Origin of the sequence: Vibrio hepatarius (assembly GCF_011806575.1) — a bacterium.
Lineage (GTDB): Bacteria > Pseudomonadota > Gammaproteobacteria > Enterobacterales > Vibrionaceae > Vibrio > Vibrio hepatarius_A.
Genome location: NZ_JAATOO010000019.1, coordinates 1 through 12,737, shown reverse-complemented (window position 1 = coordinate 12,737; position 12,737 = coordinate 1). Strand labels below are relative to the sequence as shown.

Sequence of the window (12,737 nt, the reverse complement as noted above, 5' to 3'; positions counted from 1 at the left end):
GGGTGTTTTCATTAGTACCAATCGTCTTCTGGGAAGAGCTTTCCCTCCGGAGCATACGGATCTTCATCGAACGGATGATCCGCTTTGGTTCTCAATCTATCTAGCTGATGCTCAAGCATTGTAACGGTGTCATAATCACCTTCTGAGCACGCCACATAGATTTGCTGCTCCAGTGTACGGATGTTGTCTTGAATTCCCATGATTACCTCCCTGCACGAGCAAAAGCGGTTGAAAGGTTTTACCTGTTTTCAAAACGATTATAGTCTAGCAATCCAAATTCAATAGGCTGAGACTGCTTGTACCAGTTATGAACTCGGTCGCTGAATGGCCAAAACTTATCAGAGCTACGACGAATTGCGAATGTATCCAGCAACTTAACGTAGTCTTGTTCGGTTTGAACATTTCTTAGCATCTCAACCAATTGAGGAATTTGCGTTTCTTTCAATGATAGGTACGCAGATGGATAACTGCCGATCACTCCACGTACTAAAGTCAAATCATCATTGGCTGGATCGCGGTTGCTTTCTTCATCAAACAAACTCGAAATATTGGTGTGAGCATTGTTGTGTAAAAGCGTAAACAATTGCTCTTCGCCAGATTCGGATTCGATCATCATCATCATGATTTGCGGCAGATGAACAAGCCCTTTGCCTTTGATTTTATCGACCGAACGCAATAAATCTTCATTTTTCGCACTAAACCCTGTCTGCTCAATCGCATAGCGGTGACTGAGCACAGGATCGAGCTGAGTTTTGAGAATATCAAACAGCTCGGCTTTCGGATTGTCGGTTTGATAAGGAACCTGCGTTGGTTGGTCGAACGGCTTCACGTTGCCCTGCAGGAAGTCACTAAACTGGGTGCTTTGGTTTAAGTACCAGCTTGATTGCTCTTTGTGGCGAATGTCTCGTGGAAGTAGGGCAACAAAGTTACTTTCCCCTTCAAGACGTAAGAAGTCCATAAACATGCGAGTAATCAGCTGGTGACCAAAGTTACCATAAACATCGAAGCCAGCAACAAGTAGGTAGTGGATACGTTCAATCAAAGCGTAGTCCATGACCCATGCCGTTTTTGGCTGCTCGCCGACTAAGCCTTGAACCACCGAAGCACTATCAAAATGACGGAAGACCGTGAGTGCTGCATTCGGGTTGGTTCCGTCGCCTGTCCAGATAATGTCGGTCGTCAGATAGCGACCTTCTTTAAACCACCCATTGATGAACTCAGATTTCGCCTCAAGGTAACGACCTTGTTGCGCTGCGTACGCAACCCAGTTAGTGATCGGCAATGCGTTACTTTCTTGTTCTGCGGGCAGCTTGAGGTTTTCTGCTTGTGAGCGGTAAAACTCGTTGATTTCAGGAATATCCGATTTCTCTGGATCAATCAAGAATACCCAGAAACGGTCGTTAATGACGTTCAGTGCAAGTTGACCACGGCACACAGGGCCTTTGATAAAGGCATTAATCGTGTTTTGTGCGTTGTCGAGCATGAACTTAAATCGAGCCTTAACCGGCATGGAAATAAACGCTGTCATTGGGTTAGCTGCTACTTTAGGTTCATAACCTGGTAGCTCAGACACCGTGTAGTCAGCGTCAATAAACCACTCTTTCCAGTTCGACAAACGCTGTTGGTTCAATGCAAACGGCATATGAGTTTTATCAACAATCGAGCCTTGCTCTGGAATTAGGCGATAGTAAACACGCTCTACGCCCGGATCATCGTACGGGCGGCGGGTAGCGATGCGTTTAACAGGTTGGCCCGGCGGAGTAGAAGAACGCACCAACGAGAAGAAGCGAGGTTGCTGCTCGTTTAAATCGGAAAAGTACAAGTGTGATAAGAACAGGTGCTCGTAGATGTAACGTGCGGCGAGCTGAACTTTTCGTGAGCTGTTGTTAAGCACTAACTCGTACTCATCAACCAACGCTTGTTGCTCTAGAGTCAAAGGGACAGGCGCATTCATGATCGCGCCATCACGTAGCCAGTCAACCAAAGTGGTGTATTCGCCAGATTCTAGGTTTGGCATCCCATATGGCATCCCCCACGTCGGGTAGTCTTTCTGGTACTGATCGTATTCTTCGATCGTCGGGCATACTTGCGTTCGGTCGATTGCAAAATCAAACCCTTCTAATTGCTCTTGCTTGGGTAGCGGATGAGACTCTTTCTGCATTATCATGCGTGCCACAAGACCCGCTTCGATATTGGCGGTCGGGTTTTGCATACGCTCATTGAGCACTGGGTGAAAGCCTAAGTCGCGCCATTGCTGAGTGGTTTGCGCGTCTTCAAATAAGCGCGTTGGTTTTGCGGCAGTCAGGCGTGTACCCTCGTAAACCAACTCTTTGCTACCGCCGCGTTCAATGCCTTCGACAGAAGACATTTTTAGCTGGCAAGGCGCGTCATAGCACGCGTGACACACTACGCAACGCTTATCGATAATCGGTTTGACTTCAGAGAGGAAAAACTCACCTTCACGGGTAAGGGTGTCGACGCGACGTTCTCTGACTTGTTGTTCGCCAAACAACTGATCGTAATTTAGTCCTGCGTAAGTCGCACAACCAGCAAACAGTGTGACGACGGCAAGCATAAAAAAAGTACGTAATTTCATCTGGATATTTGTTTTGCTTATGAATGAGTATGATTGCAGCAAAAGAATAAGGGTTTGGCAAATCAAACACCATTCAAAATCGAGAATCAGGCTGAGATTTTTGGTTATTGGTTTACATAACAGACTGAAAAAGGCAGTTCTAAGCGCTCAAACTCGCGAATCCATCGCCATTGGTTGTCTTGTAACTTATCACCTGGTCCTTTAACTTCAATCCAGCGATATTGGCCCTCTTTGAAAGCGATCAGGTCAGGCATACCATTGCGATAAAGCGCTAAACCGCTCAGTTGTACTTTGAATAGTTCAATCAAAGTCGGGGTAGGGATCGTTTCTAGCGCCGCTTCGAGTAAATCAAACTCAAACCCAGCCCAGTGGACAAACGGATTACTGATGTTGAATTTTTCTCGGTAACGGGTTTTAAGATGCACTAATCCATCGCTTTCTATCTTGGAAAAGACAGCGTTAATTACGTCTTGCCGTTTCTCCTGAAAATCTGAGTGGTATAGATCGTGCGGCTTGTATTGGTACGCGTTAAGAAACGCTCCTTCTACTGGGGCGAAAATGACGTCCCAAAAGGCTAGGCCAAACAAACCATTGAGGAAACTGTTCTCGGCATAAAACACCTGCCAGCCCTGTTGTTCAAAATAGTCTTTGGTGGCTAATTCTACCCGTAGGGTTGAGAGGTCGAGTTCAAGTCGATATTCGTGACATTTGGGTTTGGCGTTGCGAGTGATTTTTTCTCCTCGCTTTCGTCTTACTCGCTGCTCTAGTTTCATCGCGACTTCGTATTCCGCTAAATCGACCGGATGAATCAATATTTCTGTGACAATGTCACAAAACGCATCGTCATTATCTAACTTGTCTAAGATGCGCGCTTGACGTTCACGCGTTGGAGGCAAATGCGTGGTTCTAAACAGTTCCAGTGCGCGGGCGTACTCGCCAATCCGTTCTAAGTCACGGGCTATATCATTAATTAGGTGCTGGCGCTTACGCTCGATATAGCTGTGTTCGATGGCAGATGGGATCAGCTGATAGCACTGCTCTAACACCGCCAGTTGTTTTCGGTCGGCGTCACTGTACAACTGCGTAATCTGGCTCAGTTGAAGCAGTTGTTCGATTTGCTCACGGCAGTCGAAAAAACGTCGCTCTTTGCTCAGTTGATACTTTTCAAATTGATGCAAGCCTAGGTCATCTAAAACAAACTGACTCAAATCTTGGTGGGTATTGGCGAAGAACAGCGTGAGCAAAAGCTCGATAATATGCGCGGATTCAAGTTGAATCACATCAAAGCCGAGCAACGTTGGCTCTGCGATCTCTTCGATGGGCATCGATGCAATTAACTGCTCTTTTTTCAGCGTTTTTGCCAAATTCGGGTAAAGCGACAAAATCTCAGGTTTGGTGAGTAGGTGAGTCGCTAGTTGCTGACTAGATAAAGGCGGATTGAGTGAGATAAAGCCACACTTCGCCAACGTTTTTAGGCATTGGTCAATATTAGGAATTTCGCGATAACTCAGCTTATCACTACGAAACCACTCACCGCGGCGGCTATAAAAGCGAACGAGCAAGCATTGGCTTTGTTTATCCAACTGAGCAAACTCCGCTAGCCATTGATGCTCAGATGGAGTGAGTAAATCGGCGTACCAAGTTTGTGCGTGCTCAATCAACTTAAAGAAGTTGTCGAGATAGTAATCTGGGGCGAGTGTAATCGGGTTATCCATAAACTTGGGCGCTAAAATACGTCATGTGGGTTAGTGTAATGGAAGTGATTCGCTGGGAATACCGCTAAGCCCGTTTGTTTGAAGCTTGGTGGCTTAGTCAGCGTACATAAGGTCGAGAACTTACAGGCGGTTTTTGGTGCTATCTTGTTCACTTTTAGTGCCATTCATCACAAATTTCTCTGATTAAAATAGCATCACACGTTATTTAGTATATTATTTCTTCAAAATAATGAAGATTAATGGCTATGTCAGTTCAATACATTAGTAAAGAAGGTGCGGCGATCATGAATGTCGCACAGTATTTGATGACTACCACTGAAGGGGATCGCTTGCGCACTATTGATTCACTTTCAGAGGAATTCAACGTATCGGTAGGTTTTATTCAAAAAGCGTTGACGACTATCGAGCAACGCGGTGCGGTGACGCTATCTAAGCAAGGCCGTAATGGCACATTCATCAGCAAGTTAGATTACAGAGAGTTGGTGTCTTGTGCGGGCATTAGCAACGTAGTTTGCGCGATGCCATTGCCTTACACCCGACATTACGAAGGCTTAGCGAGTGGGCTAAAAGAGCAATTGGGAAGTTTGCCTATCTATTTTGCTCATATGAGAGGCGCAAGTGTTCGCGCTGAATGTTTAAGAAATGGCACATATGACTTGGCGATCATGTCCAAGCTTGCAGCAAAGCAACTGGCTACAGGATTAGTTACCGCTATTGAACTTGGTCCTCGCTCGTATTCACATGAGCACCGCTTGATATTTAAACAAGGGATGTTCGAACAAATTAAACGTGTTGGTGTTGACCCGGATTCACCCGATCAAAAGATCTTAACCAGCCAAGCGTTTGAAGATAAAGACATTGAAATCGTTGAGATTCATTACGGTGAGAGTTTAAACCACCTGATGAATGATGATATCGATGCAGTGGTGTGGTTACCAGAAGCGATCGATATGGAAAAGTACGGTTTAGCGCAACAATCGTTGTCTCATTTACCAGCGTGTAAGGAAGCTTCAGAGGCGGTGATGCTAGTGAATGGCAAAGAGCAACATATCACGATTCTACTGCGCAAATTACTCAAGTTGTCACCGCTTATCGAGCATCAACAAGCGGTGGTGAGAGGTGAATTAACACCAAGTTACTAAAGGTGAAACATGGAAGAAAGGCTCGATTTGCTGCTGAGAGCAAACGTCATCACTCAGCAAGCACACAGTGGGTGTGTTAAAGCACTCGCGATCATTGACCAGCAGTTGTCGATTGATCACAGCAGTGAACAATATCAAATGGCGCTGACTCACTTGGCTCGTGCTGCCGATAGAGTCAGACAGAATGAAGCGGTAGAAGAGGGATTAGACCAAGATGTTCTTGATGAGATTCTCGACGATCCCAATTATTCAGCGGTATTGGCGCTTCATCAACGCGTGCTTGACGCGATGGAACTCAGCTCTGTTCCCAAAGAAGAAGAGAGCTTTTTATTAGCCAACATCTACGCTCTGTTTCACGTGGCGGAAGAAGGACAACAGCAATGATAGACCCGACAGGTTACACCTATTGTCATGAACATTTGCACATTGACCTCTCTGCGCAAAAGCACACGCTCGACTGTCGTTTAGATCAGTATGAGTTGCTATGTGATGAAATGCGTGAAGTGCAAAAGCGTGGGGTACGTAACATCGTAGAAGTGACCAACTCTTTTATGGGAAGAAATCCTCAATTTATTGAAAATTTAATTAACGATACGGGAATTAACGTTCTTCTTTCGACAGGTTATTACATTGAAGGTTTCTTCCCTGAGCACCTATATCAAATGAGTGTGAAGCAAATAGCGCAAGGTATGATTGATGAGATTGAAACCGGTATTGACGGTTCAAGCTTAAAGGCAAGCGTCATCGGTGAGATAGGCAGTAGTAAAGATAGTTTTTCCGAGACTGAGAAAACTGTTTTTCAGGCGGCTGCCATCGCTCATCTGGAAACGGGCCGTCCTATTTCTACACATCAATCGATGAGCACCATGGGGTGCAGTCAACTGCAATTGTTGCAAAAGAGTGGTGTAGCGATGGATCAGGTAACCGTTGGTCATTGCGATTTACGCGACAATTTAGACCACATACTTTGGATGCTCGACCAAGGTTGCTATGTACAGTTCGACACAATAGGTAAAAACAGCTACTACCCAGACCAAAAACGAGCAGAGACCTTGGCGTTGTTGTGCCAACGCGGCTATGAGAATCAGCTAATGCTGTCGATGGATATAACCCGTCGCTCTCATTTGAAAGCCAATGGTGGACTTGGCTTTAGTTACCTAATGGATGAATTCGTTCCTTTGCTGGTGCAGCACGGAATTAGTCACGACCAAATAAACACATTGTTAAGAGTTAATCCAACGCGTTTGTTTGGTTAAGAGCGTACGCTCGAAACAATTAAGGATAGAACATGAAAAAAATTGCAATTGCTGGTTTGCAGCGAGAACAAATCCAACAGCAGATTGAGTCAACGCTGCCGGGTACTTTTGAATGCCATATTCTCACCGACATGGATGCCGCGATGAAAGTCAAAGCAGGAGAGATGGACTTCTTTATTGGTTGCTGTAACACCGGAGCTGGTGGCGCGCTTGCTATGGCGATCGCCATTATCGGTTTTGGTCAGTGCTGTACCATTGCTAAGCCTTCTATACAGGCGAAACAAGAGGAAGTTCAGCAGTTTGTAGACAGTGGCTGTGTCGCGTTTGGCCTGTCGCTTGAACATGTTGAACACGCGGTCCCCATGCTTGTTAAGTTACTTGCAGCGAAGTAAGGAGTAGTAAACATGGATATTATGCATATAGGACTCGTTGCGATGCTTTGCGCAATGACAGCATTAATTGCCAATATGAGCGCGGCGGTTTTCCACGACGGAATTCGTCCGGTACTACCGCAGTTGTTTGAAGGCAATATGACAAGGCGAGATGCGGGCTCAGTCGCTTTCGGTCTGTCGATTGGTTTCGTTGCTTCAGTTGGTATTTCTTTCACATTATCTACTGGGTTGTTGAACCCTTGGCTACTTTTCTTACCAACCGATATTCTTGGCGTGATGATCGGTAGCCGTATTCTTGCAGCGCTTGCTGGTGGTCTATGGGGCGTATTGGTGGTGACTTCTCTGGCAGCTGTGAATGCTGTGCTAACGGGTTTACCGATTGATGCGCTTGGTGCTCTAGGTGAGCTAGGTACGCCTGTGATGTCTGCGTTCGCGCTCTTCCCACTGTTAGCGGTGTTCTATCAGTTTGGTTGGAAAGCCGGAGCGATTGCGGCTGGCGTGATCTTGATATCACGTCTAATGATCATGAAATTTACGGGGATTTACCCAGAGTCGATTCAGATTTTTGTCGGCATGCTGATGCTGGTCGCTTTTGCAGTTCGCAAAGACCTCAATGACCGCAAAGCGGGTGTGGCGGCGCCAGATATGTCTGGTATGCACAGTATTTTCGATGAAAGAACCAAACGCATCGTCAAACACTTACCTTTTCTAGCGGTAACCGGAGCATTAATTGCGGCAGTATCAAATGGTGGCATTTTCGCAGGTTCAGAAGTCTCAATTTACTCGCTTGCCGATGCACTCAAAATGACCGACCCAGCAGCGCAAGATGCTGCGATGAAGCAAGTTGCGCTATCTGAATTTATGCGTGGTCTTGGTTTTATTCCGCTAATTGCGACCACAGCTTTGGCGACAGGTGTTTATGGTGTCGTGGGAATGACATTTGTGTTTGTCGTCGGTTACCTTTCACCGAATATTCCGGTAGCCGCAGCACTCGGTGCAGTCACCATTTGTCTGGAAGTGTATTTGCTACGTGGCATTGGTCGATTTTTGGAACAATTCCCATCTATTCGTAACGCTTCAGATAATATTCGCAACTCAATGAATACCCTGATGGAATTTGCTTTGCTTATCGGTGGTGTATTGGCCGTTATGAAGATGGGTTCAACCACGGGTTTCACGATCTTCGCAATGCTGTTCTACCTCAACGAAGTTATGGGGCGCCCGGTGCTTAAGATTGCCGCACCTGCTGTCGCTGCCATCTTAACAGGCGTAATTTTGAATATTCTCTACGTGTTTGGATTATTCGCTATTTAATTAGTCAGGTTACTTAATTGATAAAATAACAGAGCTGATCGTCAGCAAAATACCTTTCAGATAAATCAACATTGTGGATTGTTATTTAGTGTGTGCTGCAGAAATGCCAGTACAGGATCAGCTCGTGCCTAATAAGGGGTGAAAATGTTTTTAGAAGCCTTAGAAAAGCAAAATCCCGACTTAATCAAAGCCGCGCTTAGCTTATTTAAACAGGGGTATTTACTACCGGATACAACGGTAATTGATGTCGACCAACTCATTGAAAATGCGCAGCTAATGCGTCAGGTGGCAAATGACTACGGTATTAAGTTATTTGCGATGACCAAGCAATTTGGCCGTAACCCTAAGCTCGCCAAAATATTGATAGAAGGATGTGGCTTTGACGGAATTGTCTGTGTTGATTTTAAAGAAGCCAGATTGATGGCTGCACATGGTTTACCGATTGCTAATGTAGGGCATTTAGTACAGCCGCCAACAAATATGATTCCTCAGTTGATCGCTGAGATTAAGCCTCAAGTGGTTACGGTTTACAGCTTAGACAAAGTGAAGCAAATCTCGGATGCTGCGGTACAAGCTGGGCGAGAACAAGGGGTATTGCTCAAGTTTTATCATCCTCGTGACCAACTGTACACCAATCAAGAGTCGGGTTTTGCTATCAATGAACTTGAGCAAGTGGTTGCCGAAGTACAAGCCATGCCGAATGTGTTTATTGCTGGCGTGACCCATTTCCCATGTTTTATGTTTGATCAACAAACCCAAAAGACACTTGCGACGGAAAACCTCACCACCTTACTTCAAGCCAAAGAACGCCTAAACGCACAAGGCGTAGAATGCGAGCAGATTAACGCCCCGTCGGCGACGAGTATCGAAACCATTCCGTTGTTAGCAGGCTACGGTTGTACACACGGTGAGCCTGGTCACTCATTGACTGGAACGATGCCTGCTAATGTGAATGGCTCACAACCGGAAAAAATCTCGATGCTTTATTTAAGCGAGATTTCACATCACTTCGGGGAAAATAGTTACTGTTTCGCTGGCGGCTATTACCGTCGTGGCTCACTTGAGCATGGCTTAGTCCATTCCAATGGCGATAGCCATCGAGTTCGTGTTTATAACGATGACCACGATAGTATTGACTATCACCTGCGTGTTGAAGGTCTGCACCCGATTGGTGCGCCAGTGATTATGGCGTATCGAACACAAGTGTTTGTCACTCGTAGTGATGTAGCGTTAGTTACGGGCGTGAAATCGAAACAACCACAAGTTCTCGAAGTTTATGATTCCTTGGGGAACCAAGTTTTTGGTTATGAAGGGGAGAACTATGGCTAGATTTATCGTTGTGGTACTGGATGGGTTTGGTGTCGGTGAAATGCCTGATGTCGCTGAAGTGAGGTCTCAAGATTGTGGCGCCAATACCGCCAGTAAACTCTTCAGTCACTTTCCGTTAAAGCGATTGCCAATGCTAGAAGCATTAGGTCTGCAAAATGTGGTTCAGAACCCAGATACGGTAATGAAGTGTAATCCAGACGCTAATGTGGGTATCGCAGAGCTCGCTCACCAAGGTGGTGATACCTTTATGGGTCACCAAGAAATCATGGGAACTTGCCCCAAGCCTCCGCTTATCCAGCCTTTTCAACAGGCTTTTGCTGAGATAGAGCGAGTATTGCAAGCTAAGGGCTACAAAGTAGAACGTATCTATAAGCAAAGCCTAGTTCTTTTGTTGGTTGAAGATGGCGTGGTTATTGGCGACAACCTAGAAGCGGACCTTGGGCAAGTGTATAACCTGACTTGTAACTTCAATGTGGTTTCTTTCGACAAGCTGCGTGACATTGCAGATGTGGTGCGAGAAGCAAATCCTGTCAGCCGTAATATTGCGTTTGGTGGGAACATTGAATCGCAAAGTGACCCTCTGAGTATGCAGCGTATTTTTGACGCCATCGAAATAAAGAATGGTGCAGATGGAACGCCTCAGTTTATTGGCGTCAATGCACCGGATAGTGGTGCTTACGAGAACGGGTTTCAGGTGATGCATTTAGGTTATGGTGTCGATGCAAAGACCCAAGTACCTTGGTTGCTACACCAGCGCGGAGTGGCAACTTGGTTGTATGGTAAAGTCGCTGATATTGTACAAAACCCATTTGGTCGCTCGTATTTATCTGTCGTGGATACTGATGAAGTATTTCGATTGCTTAACCAAGATCTGCATGAACACCAACACGGTTTCTTCTGTGCAAACGTGCAAGAAACGGACTTATCTGGACACCAACAAGACCCTAAGCAATTTTGGCGTGTTTTGGAAAAAGCTGACAAAGGGTTAGCGAGCATCATTGAAATGCTAAACGAAGAAGACGTGTTAATCGTGATGGCAGACCATGGCAATGATCCATTCATTGGACATACAAAGCACACTAGAGAACAAGTGCCAGTTCTGGCTTACAGCACAGAGGTACACTCACTTAATATTGGCCAGAGAAAAACGTTGTCGGATGTGGGGGCGACTGTTTGCGCGTATTTTTCTGCAGAGTTGCCAGAAAACGGTACGCCAATAAAAGAGTTAGTCGACAAACAAAAGTAATGCTGAATCGTTTGGTTTAGAGAGTTTGTACAGGCATTAAAAAAGCACACACAGTGCAAACTGTGTGTGCTTTTTTTATCGAAGCGTCTATTACGCCGTTTTCAACTGAGCGATTTTCGCTTCAGACACTGGCTTAGTAATGATTGCGAGCGCGATACATACTGCCATCATTACTGCAGATACCGTGTACGCGAGTGTGTAGCCGCTGCCGTTTGTCATTGAGAAACCAACAACTGCTGCCCCGATTGCACCGCCAATACCCCATGCTGTGTATAGCACGCCGTAGTTTGTGCCGTAGTTCTTAAGACCGTAGAACTCTGCGGTTAGAGTCGGGAATACCGCCAGTAGGGTACCGTAACCAATCGCTGCGATTGCAGTACCGATGATTAGCGTAAACTCTGTGTCGAACGTTGCGAAAAGAACCATGTTTGCGCCTTGTAGAACAAACGCAAGAAGTAGAGTGCGCACGCCGCCGATCTTGTCTGCTAGCATACCCGCTGCAACACGACCGCCAGAGTTGAATACCGCTAGGATAGACGCTAGGTATACCGCGTTTGGTAGGTTAGCTTGTACACTTGCGATTGTCGTGATGTTGCCGATGATCATTAGACCAACCGATGCCGCCAGTGCGTACATGATCCATAGAGAGTAAAACTGTGGCGTTTTCAGCATCGCTTTCCAGCTTAGATCTTCAGAAGTCTTAACCGCTTTAGGCGCTTGACCTGCTTTCACTTTTGGTTCTGCTGGTGTGTAGCCCGCTGGTGGGTTGCTGATGGTTGCTGCTAGAGGAACCGCGATGGCAAGAATACCAATACCTAGAACCATAAAGCTGGTTTGGATACCCATGCTATCGATAAGCGCAGACGTTACTGGCGCTAGGTAAATAGCGGCAAGACCAAAGCCAGCAGCGATTAGACCGTTAACCATACCTTTCTTCGAAGGGTGGAACCATTTCATCGCTGATGGAGAAAGGCAAGCGTAACCAAAACCGATACCTGCACCTGTGATCACACCAAACGTGATATTTAGCATCAGTGGAGTATCAACAAAGCCAGATGCGATCATGCCTAGGCCAGTCAGTACAGTGCCTAGAATTAGGATCATACGTGGACCCATACGGTCTTGTAGGATACCTGCAACAAGAAGACAGATTGAGAATGTGATAGTTGCAGTCGCGTAAGGTGCTGATGCTTCAGCTGCGCTCCAGCCAGATTCAGTTACTAGTGCTTTGTTAAACACGCTCCAAGCATACAGGATGCCAAGACAAAGGTTGATACAGAATCCTGCTAGAAGGATGCGCATCGCTTTATCAATCTTGCTCATTTTTGTTCCCAGTTATCCTCTGATATGAGGCTTGGTTAATAGTCAATACATTCAAATTAAGTTTGCGTTTATCAACATAAATCGCAATGGGCGCGAATTATAACCAATCTAAATGTGATTGGAATCTCTTTTTCAATAACTGCCGAAATTTATTTACGTTTGTTAATGGAGTGTTGACAAAGACTGGAAAAACATGAATTTTAAATTCAACTATATGCATATAATAGTGTAGTTTAATCGAATGGTGTATTGCGCTTTCGTCGTGCTAGGAGCAAAAATGGACTTAAGTTGACATTCTTTGCTCTCATCGACAGCGTGCAGATGCAGTTAGTTAATAAATTTATCGGAAGGATTGGTGTTTTTGTGTACCCACATCACAGAACAAATTTATGTTTTGTGAATACTGGCGAGAGGTTGTAATAAA

12 protein-coding genes are annotated in these 12,737 nt (G+C 45.6%); 7 read left to right on the top strand and 5 right to left on the bottom strand.

The genetic code is table 11. The annotated features are described in order from the left end of the window. Positions 1-11 precede the first annotated feature (11 nt). The 4 genes from HCZ42_RS15005 to HCZ42_RS14990 form a co-directional block, all read right to left on the bottom strand. Positions 12-200: a hypothetical protein gene (locus HCZ42_RS15005; protein WP_167421459.1), complete on the bottom strand. Its 189-nt coding sequence runs from the start codon at positions 198-200 to the stop codon at positions 12-14. A gap of 38 nt (positions 201-238) precedes the next feature. Continuing rightward, positions 239-2,596, bottom strand: coding sequence for a fatty acid cis/trans isomerase (locus HCZ42_RS15000; protein WP_167421458.1), 2,358 nt, complete (start codon positions 2,594-2,596; stop codon positions 239-241). A gap of 104 nt (positions 2,597-2,700) precedes the next feature. Beyond that, entirely contained in the window at positions 2,701-4,311 is a 1,611-nt protein-coding gene (locus HCZ42_RS14995) for a VRR-NUC domain-containing protein (protein WP_167421457.1), read from the bottom strand. Positions 4,312-4,322: 11 nt separating this feature from the next. Then, positions 4,323-4,463: a hypothetical protein gene (locus HCZ42_RS14990; protein WP_167421456.1), complete on the bottom strand. Its 141-nt coding sequence runs from the start codon at positions 4,461-4,463 to the stop codon at positions 4,323-4,325. A gap of 93 nt (positions 4,464-4,556) precedes the next feature. On the opposite strand from HCZ42_RS14990, the gene yhfZ reads away from it, so the two are divergent. The 7 genes from yhfZ to HCZ42_RS14955 all read left to right on the top strand — a co-directional run bounded on the left by yhfZ (position 4,557) and on the right by HCZ42_RS14955 (position 10,990). After that, positions 4,557-5,453, top strand: a complete 897-nt coding sequence (yhfZ, locus tag HCZ42_RS14985) for a GntR family transcriptional regulator YhfZ (protein ID WP_167421519.1) — start codon at positions 4,557-4,559, stop codon at positions 5,451-5,453. A gap of 9 nt (positions 5,454-5,462) precedes the next feature. After that, a complete protein-coding gene (locus tag HCZ42_RS14980) occupies positions 5,463-5,837 on the top strand; it encodes a hypothetical protein (RefSeq protein ID WP_167421455.1) in 375 nt (124 codons plus the stop codon). Beyond that, positions 5,834-6,709 carry a phosphotriesterase-related protein gene (locus tag HCZ42_RS14975; protein WP_167421454.1) on the top strand — a complete coding sequence of 292 codons (876 nt, stop codon included), beginning with the start codon at positions 5,834-5,836 and terminating at the stop codon, positions 6,707-6,709. Before HCZ42_RS14980 ends, HCZ42_RS14975 begins: the two co-directional genes overlap by 4 nt. A gap of 32 nt (positions 6,710-6,741) precedes the next feature. Next, a complete protein-coding gene (locus HCZ42_RS14970; RefSeq protein ID WP_167421453.1) occupies positions 6,742-7,101 on the top strand; it encodes a DUF2620 domain-containing protein in 360 nt (119 codons plus the stop codon). Between the two features lie 12 nt (positions 7,102-7,113). Further along, a complete protein-coding gene (locus tag HCZ42_RS14965; RefSeq protein ID WP_167421452.1) occupies positions 7,114-8,415 on the top strand; it encodes a YhfT family protein in 1,302 nt (433 codons plus the stop codon). Positions 8,416-8,559: 144 nt separating this feature from the next. Further along, positions 8,560-9,744 (top strand): YhfX family PLP-dependent enzyme, encoded by a 1,185-nt coding sequence (locus HCZ42_RS14960; RefSeq protein WP_167421451.1) that lies wholly within the window; start codon positions 8,560-8,562, stop codon positions 9,742-9,744. After that, a complete protein-coding gene (locus HCZ42_RS14955) occupies positions 9,737-10,990 on the top strand; it encodes a phosphopentomutase (protein ID WP_167421450.1) in 1,254 nt (417 codons plus the stop codon). The genes HCZ42_RS14960 and HCZ42_RS14955 overlap by 8 nt, the downstream gene beginning before the upstream one ends. A gap of 90 nt (positions 10,991-11,080) precedes the next feature. Here the strand turns inward: HCZ42_RS14955 and HCZ42_RS14950 are convergent, their stop codons facing one another. Then, positions 11,081-12,313: an L-lactate MFS transporter gene (locus HCZ42_RS14950; RefSeq protein WP_167421449.1), complete on the bottom strand. Its 1,233-nt coding sequence runs from the start codon at positions 12,311-12,313 to the stop codon at positions 11,081-11,083. Positions 12,314-12,737 lie beyond the last annotated feature (424 nt).